The organism is Sphaerisporangium flaviroseum (genome assembly GCF_039537005.1).
Lineage (GTDB): Bacteria > Actinomycetota > Actinomycetes > Streptosporangiales > Streptosporangiaceae > Sphaerisporangium > Sphaerisporangium flaviroseum.
This window is the reverse complement of record NZ_BAAAZR010000001.1, coordinates 607,214-630,449: the sequence shown is the minus strand read 5'-3', so window position 1 is coordinate 630,449 and position 23,236 is coordinate 607,214. Positions and strand designations below refer to the sequence as shown.

Annotated in this window: 19 protein-coding genes; 8 read left to right on the top strand and 11 right to left on the bottom strand. The window is 68.4% G+C overall.

Going from position 1 to position 23,236, the window contains the following annotated elements; all coding sequences use genetic code 11:
• Positions 1-22: 22 nt before the first annotated feature.
• The 7 genes from ABD810_RS03065 to ABD810_RS03035 form a co-directional block, all read right to left on the bottom strand.
• Positions 23-1,435 (bottom strand): ricin-type beta-trefoil lectin domain protein, encoded by a 1,413-nt coding sequence (locus ABD810_RS03065; protein WP_344933892.1) that lies wholly within the window; start codon positions 1,433-1,435, stop codon positions 23-25.
• Positions 1,436-1,686: 251 nt separating this feature from the next.
• Positions 1,687-2,727: an ABC transporter permease gene (locus ABD810_RS03060; RefSeq protein ID WP_344933890.1), complete on the bottom strand. Its 1,041-nt coding sequence runs from the start codon at positions 2,725-2,727 to the stop codon at positions 1,687-1,689.
• The gene (locus tag ABD810_RS03055; protein ID WP_344933888.1) at positions 2,717-3,718 is read right to left on the bottom strand and encodes a sugar ABC transporter substrate-binding protein; all 1,002 of its coding nucleotides are present in this window, start codon (positions 3,716-3,718) and stop codon (positions 2,717-2,719) included. The genes ABD810_RS03060 and ABD810_RS03055 overlap by 11 nt, the downstream gene beginning before the upstream one ends.
• A 32-nt stretch (positions 3,719-3,750) precedes the next feature.
• Positions 3,751-4,701, bottom strand: a complete 951-nt coding sequence (locus tag ABD810_RS03050) for an ABC transporter permease (protein ID WP_344935384.1) — start codon at positions 4,699-4,701, stop codon at positions 3,751-3,753.
• A 53-nt stretch (positions 4,702-4,754) separates the two neighbouring features.
• Positions 4,755-6,248 carry a sugar ABC transporter ATP-binding protein gene (locus ABD810_RS03045; RefSeq protein ID WP_344933886.1) on the bottom strand — a complete coding sequence of 498 codons (1,494 nt, stop codon included), beginning with the start codon at positions 6,246-6,248 and terminating at the stop codon, positions 4,755-4,757.
• A 520-nt stretch (positions 6,249-6,768) separates the two neighbouring features.
• On the bottom strand, positions 6,769-7,212 hold the full coding sequence (locus ABD810_RS03040) for a hypothetical protein (protein WP_344933884.1): 444 nt from the start codon (positions 7,210-7,212) through the stop codon (positions 6,769-6,771).
• Between the two features lie 62 nt (positions 7,213-7,274).
• Entirely contained in the window at positions 7,275-7,685 is a 411-nt protein-coding gene (locus ABD810_RS03035; RefSeq protein ID WP_344933881.1) for a hypothetical protein, read from the bottom strand.
• A gap of 626 nt (positions 7,686-8,311) precedes the next feature.
• Here ABD810_RS03035 and ABD810_RS03030 point away from each other — a divergent pair.
• The 6 genes from ABD810_RS03030 to ABD810_RS03005 all read left to right on the top strand — a co-directional run bounded on the left by ABD810_RS03030 (position 8,312) and on the right by ABD810_RS03005 (position 15,350).
• The gene (locus tag ABD810_RS03030; RefSeq protein ID WP_344933878.1) at positions 8,312-9,685 is read left to right on the top strand and encodes a ricin-type beta-trefoil lectin domain protein; all 1,374 of its coding nucleotides are present in this window, start codon (positions 8,312-8,314) and stop codon (positions 9,683-9,685) included.
• Positions 9,686-10,275: 590 nt separating this feature from the next.
• On the top strand, positions 10,276-10,821 hold the full coding sequence (locus ABD810_RS03025) for a hypothetical protein (protein ID WP_344933876.1): 546 nt from the start codon (positions 10,276-10,278) through the stop codon (positions 10,819-10,821).
• A 195-nt stretch (positions 10,822-11,016) separates the two neighbouring features.
• Positions 11,017-12,372, top strand: a complete 1,356-nt coding sequence (locus ABD810_RS03020; protein ID WP_344933874.1) for a PepSY-associated TM helix domain-containing protein — start codon at positions 11,017-11,019, stop codon at positions 12,370-12,372.
• Positions 12,373-12,701: 329 nt separating this feature from the next.
• Entirely contained in the window at positions 12,702-13,595 is an 894-nt protein-coding gene (locus ABD810_RS03015; protein WP_344933872.1) for a copper resistance CopC family protein, read from the top strand.
• Between the two features lie 52 nt (positions 13,596-13,647).
• The gene (locus ABD810_RS03010) at positions 13,648-14,022 is read left to right on the top strand and encodes a cupredoxin domain-containing protein (RefSeq protein ID WP_344933870.1); all 375 of its coding nucleotides are present in this window, start codon (positions 13,648-13,650) and stop codon (positions 14,020-14,022) included.
• Between the two features lie 8 nt (positions 14,023-14,030).
• Positions 14,031-15,350 carry a hypothetical protein gene (locus tag ABD810_RS03005; protein WP_344933868.1) on the top strand — a complete coding sequence of 440 codons (1,320 nt, stop codon included), beginning with the start codon at positions 14,031-14,033 and terminating at the stop codon, positions 15,348-15,350.
• Positions 15,351-15,396: 46 nt separating this feature from the next.
• Here ABD810_RS03005 and ABD810_RS03000 read toward each other — a convergent pair whose 3' ends face one another.
• Entirely contained in the window at positions 15,397-16,335 is a 939-nt protein-coding gene (locus tag ABD810_RS03000; RefSeq protein WP_344933866.1) for a LysR family transcriptional regulator, read from the bottom strand.
• 221 nt (positions 16,336-16,556) lie between these two features.
• On the opposite strand from ABD810_RS03000, the gene ABD810_RS02995 reads away from it, so the two are divergent.
• Positions 16,557-16,964: a PPOX class F420-dependent oxidoreductase gene (locus ABD810_RS02995; protein ID WP_344933864.1), complete on the top strand. Its 408-nt coding sequence runs from the start codon at positions 16,557-16,559 to the stop codon at positions 16,962-16,964.
• Between the two features lie 671 nt (positions 16,965-17,635).
• On the opposite strand, the gene ABD810_RS02990 is transcribed toward ABD810_RS02995, so the two are convergent.
• The 3 genes from ABD810_RS02990 to ABD810_RS02980 all read right to left on the bottom strand — a co-directional run bounded on the left by ABD810_RS02990 (position 17,636) and on the right by ABD810_RS02980 (position 21,943).
• Complete coding sequence (locus tag ABD810_RS02990) at positions 17,636-18,067, bottom strand: pyridoxamine 5'-phosphate oxidase family protein (RefSeq protein ID WP_344933862.1); 432 nt, start codon at positions 18,065-18,067, stop codon at positions 17,636-17,638.
• A 52-nt stretch (positions 18,068-18,119) separates the two neighbouring features.
• Positions 18,120-20,777 carry a GNAT family N-acetyltransferase gene (locus ABD810_RS02985; protein WP_344933860.1) on the bottom strand — a complete coding sequence of 886 codons (2,658 nt, stop codon included), beginning with the start codon at positions 20,775-20,777 and terminating at the stop codon, positions 18,120-18,122.
• 170 nt (positions 20,778-20,947) lie between these two features.
• A complete protein-coding gene (locus ABD810_RS02980; protein WP_344933858.1) occupies positions 20,948-21,943 on the bottom strand; it encodes an Acg family FMN-binding oxidoreductase in 996 nt (331 codons plus the stop codon).
• 288 nt (positions 21,944-22,231) lie between these two features.
• Here ABD810_RS02980 and ABD810_RS02975 point away from each other — a divergent pair, with 288 nt between their 5' ends.
• Positions 22,232-22,798, top strand: a complete 567-nt coding sequence (locus ABD810_RS02975) for a hypothetical protein (protein WP_344933856.1) — start codon at positions 22,232-22,234, stop codon at positions 22,796-22,798.
• The last annotated feature ends 438 nt before the right edge of the window (positions 22,799-23,236 follow it).

Genomic DNA, 23,236 nt, shown 5'->3' with positions numbered 1-23,236 from the left:
GACCGGCCTTCGCGCGTCCCCGTCAGAGGAGCTGCCACTTCTGGTTGTTGCCGTTCCCGCAGGACCACAGTTGGACGTTCTGGGCGCTGTACAGGTCGGCGTCCAGGCAGAGCTTGGAGTCGACTCCGCGGATCGTCCCGTCGGAGAAGAAGAGCCACTTCTGGTTGGCGTTGCCCAAGCAGTCGTGGATGACCACACGGGTGCCGTTGGTCTTGCCGAAGCCGAAGGCGTCCAGGCATTTCGTGCCGTTGTAGACGGTGATCGTGCCGTTGGCCTGCCTGGTCCATCGCTGGTTGTCGCCGTTCCGGCAGTCCGAGACCTGGAGCCGGACATCGTTGTTGTGTGAATTGCCGGGTACGTCGAGGCACCTATTGTAGAAGACGTTTCGCAGCTGGGTCGTAGCCGAGACGGACCTGCCCCAGGCGTATTTGAGACGGTCGGTCGCCGTGGGGTTCGGCGTCCACAGCGGCAAATTGCCGGTGCCGCCGTAGAACCCGCTGTAGAGTCTCAGGATATTGAGCGAGTCGTGGTCCGGGCTCGTGGTCCTGCCGCCGACGCCGTGGCACCAGATCGCGCCCAGGCGGTATTCGCGGATGACGTCGGTGATGGCGCGCAGGAACGCGACCTCTTTGGGGGTCGAGGCGCTCGGGGTGGCATTGTAGTTGATGCCGTTGTCGGCGTCCGCGCCGAACTCCTCCACGATGGTGCGTGCGGGGCAGTTTCCCATATAGGTCTTGATGTCGTTGACCCACTGGTCATAGGTCCTCGCGGCATAGGGAAAGGCATAGCGGTGCATCGCGAGGTAGGTCCCGGCGAATCGGGAGTCGTTGCACAGCGGCCTCAGGTCGGATCCCCAGCCGCCGCCGTCGGCTTGGGCGCCCTCGATGAGCATCCGGTTCCTGGGAAAGCCGGCGGAACTCACGCGGGCTATCCAATTGGCGGCGAAGTCCAGCCACTGGGGGGTGGTGAATCCGATGGGCTCGTTTATCGGGTCGAAATAGATCTGGGGGTTGTTCACGTACCTGGCGGTGAGGGTGTCCCACATCCGGTTCCAGGTGGGCAGGTAACCGTCGACGACCTTGTTGCTCCCGTCTTCCACCCAGTAGGACAGGACGACCTTGAAGCCCCTGGCCGTCGCGGCGTCGATGACGCCGTTGTAGGTGTTCCAGACCGTGGTGGCGGGGTTGATCGGCAGCCGGACGGTGTTGGCGCCCAGGTCGCTCTGGAACGTGGCGAACATGGCGTCGGCCTTGCTTCTGGCCGCGTTGTAGTCGTCGTTCGCGGACAGTCCCTGCAGGACGAGCCGGTCGAAGGTGAAGTTGTCGCCGAGGCGGGACCAGTGCACGCCTTGGAACTGGCTGGGGTCGAGGCCGGGTTCCGCGGCGGCCGACGCTACGCCGGGCACGGCCAGGAGCGGTGTCATGACCAGTGTCATGACCAGTGTCATGAGTGCGGCCGGCACCCAGGCTAATGTGCGGCGGCCGAGGCGGATTCGAGCGCGGACGGATTGGGGGGGACGGGGGCGCGGCATTGGCATCCTTTCCGCTTGGCGCGCCGACAATGGCGGATGAGTACGAATCGCCGAGCGCGCCGTAACAAGATTGAAATGAACGTATCCACGATTTTTTAGGGCGTCGATAGCGTTTTTCGGAACTCGCCGATCCGTGCCGCGAATGTCATTGATTATCAGGGGCCGCGCTTCAGCCGGCGGTGGAGTCCATCAGCGGAGGCGGCGAGGAAGATGATGACGCCGGTGACGATCTGCTGGTCGAAAGAGGCCAGGCCGAGCAGGCTCATACCGTTGGAGAGAAATCCGAGGAAGAGCACGCCGATGCCGGTGCGCAGCAGGCTGCCCCGCCCGCCGGTCAGGCCCGTGCCGCCCAGCACGACGGCGCCCACGATGTTCAGCAGCAGCGGGCCGCCCATGCTCGCGCCCGCTCCGGCGAGCCCGGAGGTCAGGACGATGCCGGCGATCGCGGAGAACAGGCCCGCGACGGCGTAGACGCTCGCCTTGGTTCGGGTGACGCTGACGCCGCTGACGCGAGCGACCTCGGCATTCGCTCCGACGTGCAGGACACGCCTTCCCCACGCGGTGCGGGTCAGGACGAGTTGCGCGAGGGCGTAGAGCACGACGGCCAGCCACACGGAGTACGGAACCCCACCGGGCCCATCGATGCTGAAGCCGATGAACCCGGAGGGGACCGGGGCGATCGTCCTGCCATGGCTGAGCAGCGTGGTCCCACCGCTCACGACGTAGAGCGCGGCAAGGGTCACGGCGAACGGGACGACAGGCAGCCTCGCCACGACGGCTCCGATCACGAGACCGATCGCGGTTCCGGTGAGCAGTCCTGCCGCGACGCCTGCCGGGACATTACCCGTGCCGGTGATGATCCAGGCGCCCGCGACCCCGCCGGCGCCGATCACGCTTCCGGTGGACAGGTCGATGCCGCCGGTCAGGATGACGAAGGTCGCGCCGATCGCCGCGATCGCGACCACGGCGGACTGGCTGAACACGTTGACGATGTTCGAAGGCGTCAGCAATCCGTCGGTGAGCAGGCTCAGCACCGCGATGAGGGCGACCAGCGCGGGCAGCATCGAAAGATCGGCGAACCACCCGGGGCGCCGGGCCGGATCGCGCAGCCACGACGTCCGCTTCGTGGAGTAGGTCGCAGGCGCGGTGGAGGGCACCTCGGCGGTGCCCTCCCCGCGTACGGACTCAGGCAACACAGCCCCACACCTGCGGGCTGGTCGCGGCGAAGCCGGCCTGGTTCAGGGTCAGACCCCGCGTCTGGACGGTCCTGGGGTTGACGGCCTTCCCGCCGAGTGCGGTGGTGATCGCCGAGACGGCCTGCCGCCCGAACTCGTCGACGGGGGTGGCGATGTCGGCGTCGAGGGTCTTGGCCCGCATGGCCTCGCATCCGTTCTGGTCACCGTCGATGGTCACCAGGAACACGTGCTTGGGGTCTCCGATCGGGGCCAGCCGGTTGGCCGAGGTCAGCGCGGACTGCACCGACGGCAGCAGGAAGTCCGAGGGAACGAAGATCGCGTTGATGTCGGGGTTCTTCTGGAGCGCGTTGGACGTCCCGTCCAGGGCCTGGGCCGGGTCCCAGTTGGTGGGGACCTGGCTGACGATGGTGACGTTCGGGTCGCCCTTGAGAGCGGCGTTGAATCCGTCCCTGCGGCCGATCGCGTTCTGGTCGGTGAGCGCGCCCACGAGCTCCAGCACCTTCAACGGTTCGGTCTTGGCCGCGCTCGAGAACTCGGCCGCGGAAAGCCGGCCGTCGGCCGATGGGTCGCCGGTGATCTGGAACGTGACGTCCTGCTGATCGGCGATCGCCCGGTCGATGGCGATGAACGGAACGTTCCTGGCCTTGGCCAGGCTGACGGAGGAGGCGATCTGCTGACCGTCCTGGGCGATCACGATCACCGCGCTGACCTTGCGCGTCTGGATCAGGTCCTGGATCTGCGAGGACTGCTTCTGCGGGTCCTTGTCGGCGACGGTGAAGACGACGTCGTATCCGGCCGTCTTGGCCGCCTTCTCGATCGCCGCCTTCTCTGCCTGGCGGATCGCGTTGAGCAGATCGAAGCTCACACCGATCGTGACCGTCTTGCCGGACGTGGCCGATCCGGACTGCTTCGCGCTCGAACCGCAGGCGGCAAGTGCGAGACACGACGCCGTGAGCGCTGCCATGGATCGAATGATCAGGGAGGCTTTCATGGGGGGTTACCTTTCATTTCATGACGCAAGATTCATGCGCTCGAAATCGTCCGGCCCCCGCCGGACGATGAACGGCCGGGCAGCCGCAAGGTCTGAGCCAGGTTCCGCCACCGCGTACCGGCGGCGATGACCGCGGTGAGAAGGACGCCGCCACGGACGATGTCGAAGACGTAGGGCGAGGCTCCGGAGAAGACCAGCCCGGTCTGCGCGGTGGTGAGGACGAGCGCACCGAGGACGGTGCCGGTGATGCTTCCCCGCCCCCCGAAAAGACTGGTGCCGCCGAGGACCACCGCCGTGATCACCGTCAGCTCGAAGCCGTCGCCGATGGAGGGCTGGACGGCGCCCAGGCGTGCGGTCTGAGTGAGCGAGGCGACAGCGGCCAGCAGGCCCGCGAACGCGTAGGCGCCGGCCGTCACCGACCTGACAGGGAGCCCCGCGTTGAGGGCGGCGGCGCGGTTGGACCCCACGGCCTGGGTGTATCTGCCGAACACGGTACGGCTGAACAGCATGCCTGCGCCGATGGCCGTCAACGCGGCGAGCAGAACCGGGGCGGGGACGCCGAGGAGACTCCCCGTGCCGATTCCCCGCAGGTGCGCGGGAAGATCGATGTTCTGCTGGCCGGTGATATGACCGCCGGCGCCCCGGAAGACCTGCATCGAGGCAAGGGTCACGATCAGGGCGGGGACCCGGGTCATCGCGACCGCGACCCCGTTGAGCAGGCCCATGAGCAGTCCCGCCGCGGCGATGGCGAGGAACACCGCACCGGCCGGCGCCGAGATGAGCGCCTGGCTGGACTCGATCGCGGCCGCCAGGAACAGAATCGAGCCGACGGACAGGTCGATCCCCGCCGTCATGATCACGAATGTCGCGCCGACCGCGGCGATGATCAGCGGGCTCGCCTGGATGGCGATGTTGCGAAGGTTCGCCGTCGTGCCGAAACCGCTGTAAAGCCCTGCGAGGGTGAGGAGCAGGACGACCCACACCGGCAAAAGTGGCTGCCGTCGCAGAGCGAGAACGGACCATTGGCGGGCGGATCTCATCGGGCACCCCCGGTGGCGAGCCGGATGACGGCCTCCTGGGTCGCCTGCGACCGGTCGAGAACGCCGGCCAACCGGCCCTCGTGCATGACACCGACGCGATGACTCAGCCCGAGCACTTCCTCCATCTCGGAGCTGATGAGCAGGATCGCCGATCCGGCTCGCGCGAGCCCGGCCAGATGCCGGTAGATCTCGGCCTTGGCCCCTACGTCGATACCGCGCGTCGGCTCGTCCAGGATGATCAGTTCGGGCCGCCTGCTCAGCCACTTGGCGAGGACCACCTTCTGCTGGTTCCCGCCGCTCAGCGAACCGCCGGCCGCGTCCAGCCCGCCGCGCGCCGTCAGGCCCACGGTCGTCGCCAGTTCCCGCGCGAGGTGGCGTTCGGCCGTGTTGTCGAGCCAGCCGAACGGCCGCAGACGGCAGACCGAGTCGAGGTCGACGATGGAGAGGCTTTCGCGGATCGGCCGCTCGAGGAACAGTCCCTCGTCCCGCCGGTCCTCGGTGACGAACGCGATTCCGGCGGCGATGGACGCGCGGACGTCTCCGCGCCGCAACGGGCGTCCGGCCACCTCGATCCGCCCGGTCCGGCCCGCGAGTCCGAAGATCGCCCGGGCGACCTCGGTACGGCCCGAGCCCATCAGCCCGGCCAGGCCGAAGATCTCGCCCCGGGTGATGTCGAACGAGATTCCCTCCACCCGGGAGTCGTCGCCCAGGTCACGTACGGACAGCGCGTTGACCGGCCGCGGTTGCGGAAGCTCGGGATATCCCTGGGCGAGTTCGCGTCCCACCATGAGCGACTCGAGGGTGGGGCGGTCGAGCTCGCGGGTCGGCCGGTCGGCCACGAGCCGCCCGTCGCGCATGACCACGACTCGCCGGCTGAGCCTGAAGATCTCCTCGAGATAGTGGGTGATGTAGAGGACCGCGACCCCGTCGGCGCTCAGTTGCTCGACGATCCGCATGATCAGCTCGCGTTCGGCGAGGTTGAGCGAGGCGGTCGGCTCGTCGAACACGATGGCGCGGGGTTCGGCCGCAAGAGCCTTGGCGATCTCCACCAGCTGACGCTGCCCGGCGGAGAGCACCCGCACGACCGCGTCCGGCCCGAAGCCGGCACCGACCCGCTGAAGGATGGGGGCGGCCGCGCGCCGCAGGGCCGAGGGCCGGACCGTCATCGCCCGGGAGGACCTGAGACGGCCGATGAAGATGTTCTCGGCGACCGTCAGGTCGGGAAACAGGCTGGTCTCCTGGTGCACCGTGGCCACGCCCGAGTGCCTCGCGCCGCCCGCTCCCGCGTGGGCGATCTCGCCGCCGAAACCGACGTGCCCGGAGTCGGGCCGCAGGGTTCCGCCGATGAGGTTCTTGATGGTGGACTTGCCGGCACCGTTCTCTCCGGCCAAAGCCACGACCTCGCCATTCGAGACCGCGAACGATACGTCGTTCACCGCGACGACACCGCCGAACGACTTCGACAGCCCGCTCACCGAAATCGCGGCCACCGGACTCACCATGCTTGGTTCACAGCCACCGGCATGAGGTCCTTCCATAAGTCCGTAACGCCGTTCACATGGCAAGGAGCCGTGCGACGTTCCCGGGCGGTGTATGCGCCTGCGGGAATGCTGTAGAACGTTAAGGCCCGAGGTCGGAGCTGTGAAGCGCATGTTTCAGCAGGCGACGATCCGGTAATCGGATAAGCCACTCCCCCGGCCCGCGCCGCCCGCCGGCGGCCTCCGCGGTGGCCGACGTCGCGTTCGATGCCGGGGAACACGACGTGTACTCCGGCCACCACGGGCGGCCGGAGTACACGTATTTCCGGGCGGCCGGCTCCTCGAAAGGCCGGCCGTCGCCTATCGGGTCATGCGGGAGCGTAGGCCGAGGAGGGTCTCGATGGCCAGGAAGGCGAGCAGGCCCATCAGGGGCCGCATCGAGGCCCGGGGCCGTCTTTCATCCAGTCGGGCCAGCTGGGTGGACTGCGGTGAGGTGGTGAGGTCATCGATCAGATTCCGCACGGCGCTCGGTTCAGCAGTAGTCGGCGTCGGTCTGCCGCAAGAATTCCTCCTCCGGTTCCGGAGTTCCCTTTCCGATCACGTTCACAACCGTGGCGGTGCCTGCGAGATCCTCTGGTATCTGATCCAGCGTGAACGCGGAACCGACCACGAGATCGCTCGCCAGCGTCGCGCTGACGTCGAGGTTGGACGGCAACGGCGACGCGAGAGGGATCTCCTGTTCCGCGAACCCTTGAGCGTTCCCAAGGACGATCTTCTTCATGTCCCGCCGAGCCGGCCGCGACACTTTCCATACAGGCCGTTCGGTCTCGTGGTCCACCGCCGCGAACGAGGAGATGGCCTCACCCGCGCAGAGCGGAATCACGAACCTGAGTTGCCCGTCGTCCGCGCGCCCGACTCCGACCGGACGCGGCAACCGGTCCCCCAGCGGCGGCGTGCAGGCCATGAGCAGCAGCACGCAGGCCGTAAGGAGGAGAAACCCGGATGACCATCGGCGCCGTCGGAAGTCCTTGTTTCCAGTCATGAGAGCCCATCAACAGTCGTAGGTCCTGCCCTTTTTTCAGCCTGCTGTTCATAGATGTTCGCGCACGAGTCGCCCGCGGGCTCGATATGCTGCGCGAAATAGTAGACGAGGAACGTCGGCCAGAAGTTCGTCTGGTTGTAGTAGAAATTCCACTGGCGCATGTGCTCGGCTTCGTGGTTCAGGAAGGTGCGGCTCAAGTTCTTGAGGGGCGGCCCGGTCAGCGTGACGTCTCCCAAGGTGGTTCCGCTGAGGCCGAAGTGCGTGCCGCTCTTGAGCCCGCTGCACACGGTCAGTCCTGTCACCTTGTCTTTCTCGCAGGTGGCCCCCTCCTTCTTCGCCCATTTCACCAGCGCGTCATGGAACTGCTTGTTGGTGAGCGAGGGGTTCGTCTCGGCCAGGAAGGCCATGAGTTTGGCCGGGACCCCGAAATTCCCCAGAATCTTGCCGACGTCGGTCGCCTCGCACTTTGGCGCTGTAGTGTCCTTGCAGATCCATTCCTTGAATCCCAGCCATCAGGTACCACAGGGCATCGCCGAGTTCCTCATGCCGCTGCGCTTTGAAGGTTGGACCCACGCGACCCAGGATTGGCCGATCCCGACCGAAACTATCGGAATTCTGCGAAAACTTATGGGTGGGGCACAATAGCACGTGACGGCGGCATCGCATGATCATATTCGAGAGTCGCCGCCCTCCGCCCGGCACGCGATCGCCCCAGTCACTACGAAAGTTTCATCCAGTGCGCCGGGGGCGGGCACGAACCTTCCCTGGCCAGCACGCGCGGGGGCACGCCCCACGAGCCCGGCGTCCGGCGCTGCGAATCAAGTTACTTGACATCCGCAATCGGGTCGTATTTGCTCCCCTACATTACACGCCATACAGCGCGCAAGTGGCATACCGATAAGTCCTGGTGAACGTTAGCGCTCACATCTCGATTCCGGTTTCGCAGCTCCCCGGCTTCGATACCGCTGATGGAGAGGAAAGCAGAACATGTCTTTATCGTCGGCCCGGTCCCTACAGCCAGAGAGAATCGCAAATGTGGAAGCATAGGTCCATTCTCGGGACCGTGGCGCTCGCAGCGGCGATCGTCCTGGTGATGGGGCACGCGGCGATGAGCAGCGGCAGCAGCACAGGTGCCTCGGCGTCCACCGCCGCCGCGCTCGCGGGAACCGCGGGATGCGGCAAGAACCCGACGTTGAGCAGCGGAACGCAGACCATTACGACCAGCGGCAAGAATCGCACCTATATCCTGCGGATTCCCGCTAACTACAACAACAACAACCCCTACCGTCTGATCTTCGGCCTGCACTGGTTGAACGGTAACATGAACGACGTCGACTCGGGCGGCAGCAGCGGGGCCTCCTGGTCCTACTACGGACAGCGGCAGCTGTCGAACAACACCGCGATCTTCGTCTCGCCGCAGGGCTTCAATAACGGCTGGGCCAATTCCGGCGGCGAGGACGTCATCTTCATCGACGACATCATGCGGCGGGTCGAGTCGGATCTCTGTGTCGACCCCTCGCTTCGTTTCGCCATGGGATTCAGCTACGGCGGCGGCATGAGCTTCTCCCTCGCATGCAGCCGCGCGACGGTCTTCCGTGCGGTCGCGGTGTTCTCTGGCGCGCAGCTCAGTGGATGCAGCGGCGGCACCGAGCCCATCGCCTACATGGGACTGCACGGCATCACCGACAGCGTCCTCAACATCTCGCAAGGACGGACACTGCGCGACAGATTCGTCCGTAACAACGGCTGCACCGCCCAGAACCCGCCCGAGCCGGGCTCCGGCAGCCGGTCGCACATCGTCACCGCCTACTCCGGATGCCGTGCCGGATACCCGGTCGTCTGGGCCGCGTTCGACAACGGCCACACGCCCGCCCCGGTGGACGGGACCTACACCGAGAACGGCGCCCAGACCTGGACCAAGGGCGAGGTGTGGAAGTTCATCTCCCAGTTCGGGAGCACGACCCCCACTCCCAGCCCCACCGTCACCCCGACCGTGACCCCCACCGTCACGCCGACTGTCACCCCGACCTCCACGACCAGCTTCCGCCTGCGCAACGAGGGCGCTGGGCGCTGTGTCGACTCCCCCAACAGCGCCAGCGCCAACGGCACCCAGTTGCAGATCTACGACTGCCACACCAACGCCAACCAGCTCTTCAGCTACGGCTCCGGCAGACTCCAGCTCCTCAGCAAGTGTCTGGACGCCCCCACGAACGCCGGCTCGGGCACCCGCGTGCAACTGTGGGACTGCCACACCAACAGCAACCAGCAGTGGACCTTCAACTCCAACGGCACCGTGACCAGCGGCGCCAACAACCTCTGCCTCAACGTCACCGGCACCGGCAACAGCTCCACCGTGACCGTCGCCACGTGCAACGGCCAGGCCACCCAGAGATGGACCAGGGCATGACCACCCATTAGCCGATGGCAAACGTCGGGTCCAGGCGACTTCGCCTGGACCCGACGCGCTTCATCGCCCAACGCATGGGCGCGCACTCGAACGCCACAACGTCACCTGGCGTCCGCCCGAGGCGTGGACACTCGGTTTCATGCAGCCGGTGCGGCCATTCCAGCTAGGTGATCTCATAGACGGCTGGGGGAAGGTTCCCGATCGCCGAGTGCCGTCGACGCTGGGACGTGAAAACCTCCATCAACACGCCGCGCACCCACGGAACCGCGAAGGACCCCCACGGGGACGACCTCATCGACGCGTACCGTCCCTGAGATCCTCTTGGGGGACGCGCATGCTGGTCCTGTCTTCCGAGGAAGCCGCGTGGGGATGACCCGGAAAGGTGATCGTTGGCGGCTACCCAAGTGTCCGACTTCGATGGAAGACATGGCGCCGCGCACGTTTCAAGCCGCGGCCAGGGTGCCGCGCAGGGCTGCCCCTCGGGAAGCGACGACCTGGCCTGGCATGACGACCTTGTGACGCGATGATCGGGGGCGCGTTCACCGCACGCCTACTCGGCAGGATCATTGATTTCTGTCACGATGAGGGGCGTGCCCGTTCTGCGCCTGTTGCGCGCCACCGTGTTCGCGGTGGTGTGCGTGGCGGTGTCGCTGGGCATGCACGCGCTGGCCGGAGGCGCGGCCATCGACGCGGCTGTCTTCATCGAGGTGACGGCGCTCGTGACGGGTGGCGCCTTCGTCCTGGCCCGGCGGCAGCGAGGGCTGGGAGCCCTGCTCGCCGCGGCGTTCGCCACCCAATACGGCCTGCACCACCTGTTCTCGGCGGCCGCGGTGCAGCCGCCGCCGGTTGCCGGTCACGGGCACGGCGGCCTGGCTGTTGATGTGGCGATGCTGCTGGCGCACACCGTGACGGCGCTGCTGTCGGCTCACTGGCTGGAACGCGGGGAGACGGCGCTGGCCATGCTGCTGCGCCTGCTCGTCGCCGCCGTGGTCACCCTGCTGGTGCGGGTGGCCGTGCCGGCCGCGCCGCGTCTCGTTACGCGGCCCTGCGAAGATGGCGGGTTTTCGTTCCTCACCCGGCTGCTCGCCGCGCCCGTCTCCCGGCGCGGGCCGCCCGCGAGGGTGTTCGCCATCTGATCCGGGCCACGTGCCCGTGAGACGTTCACCGGCGCGGGCTGTCCCGGTCCGCGTCCGGTCGTCGCCTGCCCCGCGCCGCGTGCGGCCCGCCACCACGGCGGCCGTACTCGCGGGTCCGGGCACCGCGGCGCCCCTATGACGAACCCCGCCGAGGCGTGCCTCCGCCTGCGCGCGCCTCCGTGAACGGAGACTTTCATGACCTCTGACGTGCGCGAGCTTCAGCCTGCCGCTGAACGCTCCCGTTCCGCCGCCTGGCCGGCGACGCGAGCCCTGCTGCTGCGCCTGCACTTCTACGCCGGCATCCTCGTGGCTCCCTTCCTGCTGGTGGCCGCCACCACCGGCCTGTTGTACGCCGCCTCCTTCCAGCTCGAGAAGGTGGTCCACGCCCACGAGCTGACCGCTCAGCCCGCACGTGCCGGGCAGGCGCCGCTCCCGCTGGCGCGGCAGATCACCGCCGCCCGGCAGGCGCACCCGCAGGGGGCGATCGGCGCCGTATGGCCTGCCTCCGAACCGGGAAAGACCACCCGGGTCCTGCTCGATGTGGCCGGCCTGCCGGAGAGCACCCGGCTGGCGGTCTTCGTCGACCCCTACACCGGTCAGGTCCGGGGCGTGCTTCCCAGCTACGGCAGTTCCGGCGCGCTTCCCGTGCGCGCCTGGATCTCGAGCTTCCACCGCCATCTGCATCTGGGCGAGCCCGGGCGCCTGTACAGCGAGCTGGCGGCCGGCTGGCTGTGGGTGGTGGCGCTCGGTGGCGTGGTGCTGTGGCTGAGCCACCGTCGCCGCACCCTGCGGCCCGACCGCAAGGCGAGAGGCCTGCGTCGGACCCTGTCGTGGCACGGTTCGATGGGCCTGTGGATCGCCGTCGGGCTGCTGTTCCTGTCGGCGACCGGCTTGACCTGGTCGAAATACGCGGGGGCGAACGTCGACACGCTCCAGACCGCCCTCGGCTGGACCACTCCGTCCCTGCCCGCCACCGCCGGGGGCCACTCCGGCCACTCCGGTCAGGGCGGCGGGCCTGCGGCCGAGGTCGACGCCGACCGCATCGTGCGGGCCGCGGCGGGCACCGGGCTGTCGGGTCCGCTGGAGATCGCCTGGCCTGCCGAACCGGGCGGCGCCTTGACGGTCAAGGAGATGGACCGCCAGTGGCCCCAGCGCAACGACCAGGTCGCGGTCGACCCGGCGAGCGGCCAGGTAACCGGCGAACTGCGCTTCAAGGACTTCCCACTGGCGGCCAAGCTGACCCGCTGGGGCATCGACGGGCACATGGGCGTGCTGTTCGGCCTGGCGAACCAGATCATGCTGGCCGCCCTCGCCCTCGCGCTCATCTCCATGATCATTTTGGGATACCGGATGTGGTGGCAGCGGCGTCCCACCCGGGGTTTCGCCGCCCCCTACGCGCGTGGCGGCTGGCGCGCGGCACCCGTGCCCGTGCTACTGGCCGTAGGGGCGGCGGCGGTCGTGGTGGGCGCGTTCATCCCGCTGCTGGGAGTCTCGCTGCTGGTCTTCCTGGCCGTCGATATCGTGCTCGGCCGGGTCAAGAACTCCTCCTGACGGGAGGGCATCCAGCGCCCGGCCGAGAATGCGCCGCTCGGGAGCTTTCTCGCCGAAGGCGAAGCCTTGACGCTCTTGAAGATCCGTGACAACAATGTGGGCGCGGTATCCCGTTGAACGAATCGGGGCGGCACCCCATGCGTCCGGCGGGTCTTCATTCGTTATCGACGTGGTCGGCGCACGCGTTTCTCGGAGAGGATTCCTCGCGTTTGTCCACGACCGCTGTTTCTCGTGGAATTCGATCCCCGGCATTACCGGGTGGTCGATGGGCGGCCGTTGTCCCGTGGTTGTTCCGGGTGCTGCTGCCGGCCGTCCTCGGGTGTGCGGCCGTGGCCGTTGCGACGTCCCCGGCCGACGCACATGGACAGCTCGCGCTGTCGGTGCCGGCCAAGGACAGCACAGTCGCCGAGCCGCTGGACGCGGTCTCGCTGTACTTCACCGAGAAGCCGCGGTCGTACGCGTACTTCACTCTCACCGCGCCGAGCGGCCGCCGAGTGGACCGGCCGTGGGCGCACGGCGAGCCGAAGCGCCTGGACGAGCCGATCACCGAGTACTTCCTCGTCGACGGCAGCTGGCAACCGCGCCTCTACCACGAGGGGTTCCAGGTTCGCATCCCGGTGGCCCACTGGCCGGAGAAGGGCACCTACGTCGTGCACTACTGGACCGTCGCCTCCGACGATGACAAGGTGCGCGGAGAAGTCCGGTTCACCTACGCGGGCCGCACCACCGCGCCTCCCAAGGGCTGGAAGACGCCCGCCGACCCGCCGTCGGCCGCCCTGCTCGCCGCCGCCGGCGAAACCGCTGCGGGCGAAACCGGCGCGGATGCGACCGGCGCGGGCGAAACCGGCGCGGGCGAGGCCGCCCGGCCCCTGCCCGGGCAGACGCCGGGAGCGACGCCGTCGCCAGGCTGCACGCCGAGGACCATGCCCGAGACCGGCTGCGGCGACGGCACGTCCCCGGCCGGGACGACGCCTCCGTCCGCGCCTGGGGCCGCCGGGGAGTCACCGGCGTCTTCGGGCACGGACACGCTGGTGTGGCTGCTGCCCGCGCTGCTGGTCACGGGGGCGGGCGTCATGGTGGCGCGTGCCGCCCGCCCGTCCGGCGCGCCGGGGACGCGCGGTCAGCCCGCGCCGGGAACGCGCGGTCGTCCCGGACCGGGGGCGGGTCCCGCGCCTCGTCGTGGCGCGGACGCGCGGAGAGCCCCTCGTGCGCGACGTCGCTGAAGTCAGGTCCGATCCCGCCATCGATGCCCGTGCCGCCCTCAGGAGTACGACCGTGAGACTCTTCGCTGCCCGCACCCGTCCCGGTCCCGCCGCCCTGCTCGGCGCGGCGATGCTCTGCCTGACCGCCTGCGGCGGGACGGCCGCCGGAGCGCCCGCCCCGACGGCCGTCAAGGAGATCACGGTGACCGTCACCGGCCGGACCGTCACTCCCCCGCCAGCCCGCATCGACGTGGCCAAAGGCCAGATGGTGCGGATCACCGTCACCGGCGACGTGGCCGACCAGGCTCACGTGCACGGCTACGACAAGGCGGCGGACCTGCGGCCGGGCGTGCCGGGGACGATCGGGTTCGTCGCCGACCAAAGCGGCCTGTTCGAGGTGGAGACCCACGAGCAGGGGCTGCAGCTCTTCCAGCTCGTGGTGCGCTAGGAGGCCCGGTGCTCCCGCTGGCCCACGGCGTCGGAGGGCGCCAGGACCTGCCGATCCCCTTCTCGGCCGCGATGACCGGCGCGGTCCTGGCGCTGCTGGTGTCGTTCGCCGCGCTGGGCACACTGTGGACCGAACCACGGCTCGCCGGCGCGCTCGCCTACGCCCGCCCCGTGTCCGTGCGCGTCCAGGACCTGGTGACCGGTCCGGCATGGCGGTGGTTCTGGCGGACGGCGGGGCTCCTCGCCACGGCGTACTTCTGTCTCGGCATGCTCTTCGGTCCCGACCGGGCCGCCAACCCGACGGCGGGGGTCTTCTACGTCCTGTTCTGGGTGGGCCTGATCCCGCTGTCGCTGCTGTTCGGCCCGGTGTGGCGGACGCTGAACCCGCTGCGGACGCTGCACCTGCTGGCCTGCGCGGCGCTTCGGCGTGACCACCGGCGCGGGCTCCGGCCGCTGCCGCAAGGACTGGGGTACCGGCCCGCCGCCACCGGCCTGTTCGCCTTCACCTGGCTGGAGCTGGTCGCCCCCGAGCGCGCGACCCTGCCCGTCATCGGCGTCTGGCTCGCGCTGTACGCCGTGACCATGCTCGGCGGCGCGGTGGTCTTCGGCTCCGGGTGGTTCGACAAGGGTGACGCGTTCGAGGTCTACAGCGACCTCATCGGCAGGCTCGCCCCCGTGGGCAGGAACCCGGATGGCACCCTCACCTGGCGTAATCCGCTGCACGGTATGGCGGGGCTGGAGCCCGCGCCGGGGCTGACGACTCTGGTGGTCGTGCTGCTCGGGTCCACCATGTACGACAGCATGTCCAACGCGCCGTTCTGGGTGCGCCTGCTGCAGGAGGGTCCGGTCCCGGCGCCGGTGCTGGGAACGGCAGGCCTGCTCGCCGTCATCGGCGCGGTGCTCGCGGCCTACCTGGCGGCGACCGCGCTGGCCGGGCGGCGGGGCGGGGCTGAGCCAGGGACGACGGCGGGAGAGCTGGCTCACTCGATCATGCCGATCGCCGTGGGCTATCTGGCCGCCCACTACTTCACGCTGCTGCTCCTCGAAGGCCAGCACGCCATCGCGCTGCTGTCCGACCCGCTGGTCACCGGGGCCGACTGGCTCGGCACGGCAGGGTGGCAGGTCAGCGCGGCCGGCACGAGCCCCGCGGGCATCGCCATGCTCCAGGTCACCATGATCGTCATCGGGCACGTCATGGGCACCGTGCTGGCCCACGACCGCGCCCTGGCCCTGTTCTCCCGGCGCACCGCCGTCATGGGCCAGATCCCCCTCCTGGTCCTGATGGTGGCCTACACGGTGGCGGGCCTGATGCTCCTGTTCGCGGCCTGAGATTCCCGCCGCCCGGCGCACCTCAATCCATGATCCAAAGGATGCCTTAGGTCCGGGCTGGTGGAGCCTGCCGAGCCAGCTCACGCGAGACTTCAACGGCGATCTCGATGGTGCGGGCCGCAAGCGGCGACTGACCGCCGCGTCCAGGGCGCCAGTGAAGGTAGATCTTGCGCATGGGTGTGGGGTCAAGTTCGTGAACCTGCAGATCGGGCCAACCTTCTGGTCCATGAATCGCGCCACACGAGCGGCACACGACGTGGTGAATCGCAAGCCAGGGCAGAACGGCGAGCCCCATCCCGGCGCGCACCATCGACAGGATCGTTTCGTTGCCCCCTGAGCGGAACACGATGCGCGGCTGTGCGCCTGCGAGCGCGAGGGACTTCTCCAATCTGGGCTGGTCACAGGTCGCCGGCCAGGCCACCATCGCCTTCCCGTCCAGCTTCTCCGCGGGCACCCGGCCGGTCGGCAGGTCTCCTGGACGCGCCACCACCAAGTAGGGGTCCTCCATCAGCAGGACGTGTTCCGTTTCATCGCTGATCAGTCCGTCGTGGAACAAGAGGTCGAGATCGCCCATCTGCGCCTCGTCCGGCTCCGCTTCCGAGAGCCTGATCTCGCAGTTGGGGTGCTCGTCCCGAAGGCGGCGCAGCACGGTGGGAAGGATCACGTTGGAGACGCTCTGCAGGGTGCCCACGTCGATTCGGCCATCGCCGGCCTTGAATCGATCGACCGCATGTCCCAGCGCTTGGGCTTTCGACAGCAGTTCCCTGCCTTGCTCGAGCACCACGGCTCCGAGAGGGGTTATCCGCACCGGCCTTGGACCACCGGGCCGATCAAACACCGAGCCGCCAAGAGTCTTCTCCAGCGCTGCGATGTGCTGGCTCACGGTCGACTGGGTGTAGCCCAGCCTGTTCGCCGCTCGGGAGAACGTCCCCTCCTCCGCGATCGCGATCATCGTCGTCAGTTGCCGCAGGTCGACGTCGGCCATGACTCTATATATAGCAGATCACGATGGATTTGATCGTAAACAATCGCTTTTCTCGATCACTCATCGCTTCTAGCGTCGACGGCATGTCAATCTCGACAGCTCGGCCACCGCTCGCCAAGGAGAAAGAGTTCACCCGCGCCCCGCGATCGGCTGAATGCCGCAGCGCCACCCTCAGCGGGAAATCGCAACATCGATAGAAAGGGAACACACCGATGACAACGATGACCGACAACGAATGGCGATCCTTCCTCACAGCGGGAACAAGGCTTGCCCACATAGCTCTCACCCGCCGCGACGGGCGACCCCACGTCACCCCGGTCTGCTTCATTCTCGACGGCGACGAACTCGCCTTCGCCCTATCCCCTGGGAGCGTCAAGGGCAAAAGCCTGGCCCACGACCGGCGAATCGCACTCTGCGTCAGCGATGAGCGGCAACCCTACAGCTTCGTCACCGTCGAAGGAGAAGCACACGTCTCCGCCGAGCCGGACCAGATCAAACACATCGCCGCACGCATCGCCAACCGCTACTACCCCTCGCAACCCGCCGATGACCTCGCTGAATCATTCGTACAGCAAGGCTTCAGCGCAGTTCGCATCAGCATCACCAACGTCATCGCCCGCCGAATCTGAGGAGCGGAGATGGCAGGGTCAGAACCGATAGCCGAGAAGCCGTCCAGCCCTAGCGGCGCACCGCTGACGGCACTCACCTGGACCGACGCACGGAAACGGCTGAGCGACAGCGAGGATTATCTGCTCGCAACGTCCGGCACGGGCGGGCGGGTGCACACGGTGCCGGTGTCAGGCGTCTGGCTGGAAGGTGCCGTCTGCTTCAGCACCGCCCAACAGACCCGCAAGGCCAGCGACCTCGCAGAGAATGACAATTGCGGGCAACACTCGGGTACCCGATCAACCGGGTAACGGGCGGGGAAAACACCTCGGCATCCAACCGTCACAACGTCACAAGTCCAAGGGCTGACCAACCCATGGAGGCCCTCCCGGCACCCACTTGATCGGGGCACCCGGGTGATTCCCACCCAGCGCAAGACCACCCCAAGCGCCGAGATGATGACAAAACACATCCGGCACCGTTGGCCTGCGAACACGCCCGCCGTCTTGGCTCTACGAACACATCCGGCACCCTTGGCCTGCGAGCCGTCGTTGGCTCACGAACACATCCGGCACCCTTGGCCTGCGAACACGCCCGCCGTCTGACCAGCGTCTCGGCGGCTTCAGCGTGCCGCCGGGCCGCTGTCCCTTCAAGCGGCCCTGGGACCGCAGGTGGGCGGCGACGTTCTCCCACCCTATTCGTGGCGGATGCGCCGGCCGGTGAGCTGAACGGGGTCCACCCGGATGTACAGCCGCCGCTCGCCGCCGGCCCACGGCTCGGCGATAGGGGAGCTCAGGGTGGCCAGTTCCTCCTCCGAGACACGGTGAGCGGCTCCCTGGATGAGGACGCTCCATCCCTGTTGGGCCGCGGTGTCGATGTGGTCGACCTCGAAGGCGATCTTCAATTCGACGCCCCTGACCCCTGTGCTCAGGTCCTGGTCCATCGGCCCGCCGAAGGCGGTCCTGAACAGCACCGCCCGGCCGTCCATCGTGTAGTTGACCGGCAGCACGGTCGGCCCGTCAGGGGTGTTGAAGCCGACCCGGCCGACGCCCCCGGGGGAGATGAGTCTCAGGCATTCCTCGGTGTCGAGCTCTTCCAGTACGGCAGAGGTGCTGCGGTCGCTCATGGCTTTCTCTTTCTGTGAGGTCATGGTCGGGCGTTCGCCTTCGTGGTGGTTCTCAGCGCAGCCGGCGGCGGAACGGCGACCGGCGTGGTGCGGCGGGCGCGAGCCGCACACGCACGTCCACGGCGACCGCGCCGGCAGGTGTGACGATCACCGGGTTGAGATCGAGTTCGGCCACCTCGGGAAGGTCGTCCATGAGGCGCCCTACCCCGATGATCTGTGCCTGCAACGCCTGCACGTTCGCCGCGGGCCGGCCGCGGTAGCCGCGAAGCAGCGGCTCGCAGCGCAGTTCCCCGAGCATGCGGACGGCCTCCGCGCCGCTGATCGGCGGTACCCGGAAGGCGCGATCGGCCAGCAGTTCGGCCGTCACGCCGCCTGGTCCCACCATGACCAGCGGTCCGAAGACGTCGTGGGCCACACCGCCGACGATCATCTCGACGCCGTCGGCGGCCATGTGCTGCACCAGCGCGCCGGTCATCTCAGGCCCGACCCGCTCGGCCATCTCCCGGTAGGCCTGTCGCACCTGCTCCGCGCTTCGCAGGTTCACCCGCACGCCTCCGACGTCGCTCTTGTGCACCAGGCCGGGCCCGGTGGCCTTGAGCACGGCGGGCAGGCCGAGGAGGGCGGCGGCTTCGCGGGCGCGATCGGCGCCGTCGACCGGGACCGCCTTGGCCACCTGGACCCCGTAACAACCGAGCAGGCGCGCGGCCGTCTGGTAGTCGAGCCAGCGGCCCTCGGGGTGGTGCGCCAGGTCGGTCTGGACGATCTGGCGCGCGGAGGCGGCATGTACTGGGGGCACCTCGACGGGGGGGTCCTGGGGCCGTGAACGCCATGTCGCGTACTGCACGGCACGGCTCAGGGCGTGGACGGCCTGCTCAGGGAAGGCGTAACTCGGCACGTGGGAGCCGATCAGACCGTCGTGCCCGAGCACGCAGGCCAGCACGGTCTTGCCCGTTCCCTGCGAGGCGGCGGCGATGGCTTCCCGGGTCCTGGACAGGCCCGAGCCGAACGGCGGGGTGTAGACGACCAGCACGGCGTCGACGTCAGGATCGGCCAGCACCGTTCGGATCGCGTCCGCGAGTTCCCCGGCCTCACCGTCGGCGGTCACGTCCACCGGGTTGCCGACCGCCGCGGCCGTACGCAGCCGTACACGCAACGCCTCTCGCATGGCTTCGGACAGCTCCGGGACGACAAGACCCCTCTGCTCGCAGGCGTCGGCGGTCATGGCCTGGGGGCCGCCGGAGTTTCCCACGATCGCGACCCGCGGGCCTTCCGGGAGCGGCTGGTGGGTGAGCAGCCGGGCGGTGTCCAGCAGGTCTTGCACGCTGTCTTCCCGGATCACCCCAGACGCCCGCAGCAGCGCGTCGACGGCCGCATCCGGGGTCGCCGCCGCGGCCGTGTGCGACCGTACCGCACGGCCGCCGGCGTCACCGCGACCGCTCTTGACCACCAGGATCGGCTTGGTGGCGCTGACCCGGCGGGCGATGCGGCCGAACCTGCGCGGGTTGCCGAACGACTCCAGATACAGCGCGATGACGTCCGTCGCGGCGTCGTCCTCCCAATATTCCAGCAGGTCGTTGCCGCTGACGTCGGCCTTGTTCCCGACGGAGGCGAACGAGGAGATGCCCAGCCCGATCCCCGCGGCACGGTCGATGAGCGCGGCCGCGACCGCGCCGGACTGCGACATGAGGCCCAGCCGCCCGGCCCGCGGCCGGTCGGGAAGGAAGCTCGCGTTGAGCGACACGGCCGTGTTCACGATGCCCAGGCAGTTCGGCCCGACCAGACGCATCCCCGCCTCCCGGCAGACCCGCACCAGCTCGGCCTCCTGCTGAGCGCTCCCCATCTCGGCGAATCCCGAACTCACGACGACCAGGCCACGCACGCCGTGACGGGCGCAGTCGCGGGCCACGCCGAGCACCGCGGTGGCCGGGGTGGCGACCACGGCGAGATCCACCGGACCAGGGACGGCCGACAGGTCGGGGTAGGCGGGAAGGCCGCATACCTCCGCGGCCCTCGGATTCACCGGATAGATCGGGCCGGCGAAGCCTCCGTCGATCAGGTTCCGCACCACCCGATTCCCCACACCGGTGACCGCACGACTCGCTCCGATCACCGCGACCGAGCGCGGGGTGAACACGCCGGAGAGCGAGTTGCGTTCCGCTTCGTGCTCACGGGCGTCGATCCTGGCCAGCAGCTCGGCGCTGGTCGCCGTTGAGATCTGGAAGCTCACCCACCCGTCCGCGTAACGCTGCCGCAGCTCCAGGCCGGAGTCCTTCAGCATCCGGATCACCGGCGTGTTCTCCGCGAGCACGTCGGCCACGATCTCCTTGATCCCTTCCTCGGCCGCGTTCAGTGCCAGATGTTCCAGCATCACCGTGCCAAGGCCATGACCGTGGGTCTCGTCGTCGAGCAGGATTCCCAGATCGGCCCGTACACCGGCGTCATCGCCGATGTACTCGGCCACACCGACCAGACGGCCCCGTACCAGGGCCACCAGCGCCTGGCCTCGGTAGCCGGACCCGGTCATGCGGTCCATGTAAGCGTGTGCCGTGGCGGTCCCGCCGGTCGCGAACCGCAGGTAGGTGGACCGTTCGGACGACCTGTCGACCAGCTCGTGCAGAGCGGCCTGATCGGAAACGCGCAGCAAGCGGATGTGAGCGATACCGCCGTCTCGCAGCAGCACATCGCATTCCTCGGGTGGCAATCTCGTCATGCATGCAAGGCTCCGCCAGGAACCGCCACCACCCACAGGGTCTTAGTCCTCTGCAAGTAAGGACTCTCGTCCTGAACCGATCTTCTCGTCATGCCAGAAGGCCCGCCCCGCAAGGACGCGCGGGGCGGGCCTTCTGGCGTGCGGGGGCTCGGTCTCAGCGCAGCGCCGGCTCAGTTCTCTTCCAGCACGTCGGACACCGGGCGGCGGACACTGCCGACCTCGCCCTGGGCCAGGCCCAGTCTCATGATCATCTGCGGGAACGCGCCCGAGCACACGTGCTGCCGGAGGAACTCGCGCAGCTCGGGGAACTCCAGCGCCTGCGTGTGAAAGGCGGCCCGAACGCCATGGGCGGACGCATGCAGCAGGACACGCTGCAGTCCCTGACCCGCCGCCAGCCAGTCTTCACGGGAGTCACCCGGCGTGGTGAGGACGGCGACGAGCCCGGTGGAGGTAGACGTACTCTGGTCGGTCTCGCTGCCGCAGGGATTGCCCCACGCGTAACCGCGCTGGTCGAAGTGCTGCGGGAACGTGCGCCTGGGCTCGCCGGTGTGACCACGTGCCGGCACACCGTCCTGTCGTACGCTGCCGGGCGGGCCGCTCCAACGGATGATCTCCAGGCTCATGCCACGGTCGTCGGACTGCACGTCCTGGGCGGCGTTGGTCAGCGCGGCCAGCACGCGCATGGCCGCCTCGGACCTGACCGGCGTCAGGCATGCCCCCTCCGTGCTCGCCTGGGCCACCAAGGCCTCGACCAGGTCTTCAGGAAGGGGCGCATCGGTGAATCCGGCACGATGAGTCCGCCGCTTCTTGATCTCCCCATAGAGAAGGCGAGAGTGCTCGTCGGCCTGGCCTGCCGCACGCATGCGGATCGTCGCGAGCAGCAACGGCCGGTCCGGATCCGGAAGCACCCGCACCTCAGGCTCGTAACCGAGCTCGCGCAGCGCGATCCGTACGTCGAAGAGAGCGGCCCCACCGCTGATCAGCATCTGCCGACCGGCCGCGTCCGCCAGGCGCAGCTTCCTGTCCGGGTCCGCGCGCAGGCTGATCTCGTCGCCGCGCACGGCTAGGGACCAGGGCTGGGTGTTGTGCACGGAAGGAGCCCAGACCGCGGCCTCGACCGCCGTACGCGCCGCACGGGCGATCTCGTCAGACGTTCGCGTGTTCATGGTCCTTCCCTCCGTAAGCGATCCCTCTGCTGAGAGGAAGCGGCTCATCGCGACCACTTCCTGTGACGGCCAGGGGACCTTTCCTCTTCCGGCTCAACGCCGGCGTGCTGCGAACCGCCCTCTTCAGGCTTGCGTCCTGGCTGGACGGCAGCCAGAGCCGAAGGTCCCGTATCGGGCGGGACATCCGACTCAAGGGGTCGAGCCGTACGGCTCTGCCTGGCGGGGCGGCGAAACGATGTGATGAGGGCGGAAGAAACAGTGACCCCCGCACTGAAAGGGAAGGCCGCCATGGCACTCACCGAAGGACGCCACCAGGGTGGCTCCACTCCCAGCACCCCCGCCGTGAAGGCCCCCCAGCCCCGCACCCAGGCCGGCCCCGTCGAGTACGTCTTCGCCGCCGCCCGTATCGCCATCGGCTGGGTCTTCCTGTGGGCCTTCCTCGACAAGCTCTTCGGCTGGGGCTTCGCCACCCCGGCCGACCGCGCGTGGATCAACGGCGGCAGCCCGACCACCGGATTCCTCAAGAGCACCACCGACCACACCTTCGGCGGACTCTTCGCCAACCTGGCCGGTCAGCCCTGGGTCGACTGGCTGTTCATGACCGGCCTGGCAGGCATCGGCACCGCGCTCATCCTGGGCGCCGGCATGAAGATCGCCGCCACCACCGGCGGCCTGCTGCTGATGTTCATGTGGGCCGCCGAACTCCCGCTGGCCAACAACCCCTTCATGGACGACCACATCATCTACACCATCGTGCTGGCCGGCCTCGCCCTGGCAGGCGCCGGCAACACGCTGGGCATCGGCGAATGGTGGGGCAACACCCAACTCGTCCGACGCCACCCCATCCTCAAGTAAACCTCGCAACCAACCACTTGCCCGCCCTTCATGACGAAGGGCGGGCACCGACATGTCCGCATGCCCGGTCTAATAGCCAGTGAGGAAGCAGGCGTGAGGGTGGGACGAGGTTCCCGTCCCACCCTCTGACCGGTGCGGGATCAGTTGAGGTTCTTCCGCCTCACGTCCCACTCGCCGTCGCACAGACCGCACTGCGGCCCGACGAACAGTTGCCTGGCGGTGGTGTCGCCCTTGAGCCGCCACTTGAGCCAGCGGAGCCAACCCGGCCGAACTCGCCAGCCGTGCGAGGCGCCCGCTCGCCGAGACCCTCGTCCGCCAGATCGTCGCCCGTCACTCCCCGGACCTCGCCCCCCTGGTCCGCCACCATGACCACCGCAGCACCGGCACCACCTGATCCGGATGCGGCCCGTGGATGGCCGGCCGGAAGCGAGATACCCA

What these genes read in the sequence shown, in the direction of transcription:
- ABD810_RS03035 (WP_344933881.1), bottom strand. Translation starts at nt 7,685, where the DNA reads ATGGCCTTCCTGGCCGAGACGAACCCCTCGCTCACCAACAAGCAGTTC.
- ABD810_RS02985 (WP_344933860.1), bottom strand. Translation starts at nt 20,777, where the DNA reads ATGACGAGATTGCCACCCGAGGAATGCGATGTGCTGCTGCGAGACGGC.
- ABD810_RS03030 (WP_344933878.1), top strand. Translation starts at nt 8,312, where the DNA reads ATGTGGAAGCATAGGTCCATTCTCGGGACCGTGGCGCTCGCAGCGGCG.
- ABD810_RS02995 (WP_344933864.1), top strand. Translation starts at nt 16,557, where the DNA reads ATGACCGACAACGAATGGCGATCCTTCCTCACAGCGGGAACAAGGCTT.
- ABD810_RS03000 (WP_344933866.1), bottom strand. Translation starts at nt 16,335, where the DNA reads ATGGCCGACGTCGACCTGCGGCAACTGACGACGATGATCGCGATCGCG.
- ABD810_RS02990 (WP_344933862.1), bottom strand. Translation starts at nt 18,067, where the DNA reads ATGAGCGACCGCAGCACCTCTGCCGTACTGGAAGAGCTCGACACCGAG.
- ABD810_RS03020 (WP_344933874.1), top strand. Translation starts at nt 11,017, where the DNA reads ATGACCTCTGACGTGCGCGAGCTTCAGCCTGCCGCTGAACGCTCCCGT.
- ABD810_RS02975 (WP_344933856.1), top strand. Translation starts at nt 22,232, where the DNA reads ATGGCACTCACCGAAGGACGCCACCAGGGTGGCTCCACTCCCAGCACC.
- ABD810_RS02980 (WP_344933858.1), bottom strand. Translation starts at nt 21,943, where the DNA reads ATGAACACGCGAACGTCTGACGAGATCGCCCGTGCGGCGCGTACGGCG.
- ABD810_RS03055 (WP_344933888.1), bottom strand. Translation starts at nt 3,718, where the DNA reads ATGAAAGCCTCCCTGATCATTCGATCCATGGCAGCGCTCACGGCGTCG.
- ABD810_RS03065 (WP_344933892.1), bottom strand. Translation starts at nt 1,435, where the DNA reads ATGACACTGGTCATGACACCGCTCCTGGCCGTGCCCGGCGTAGCGTCG.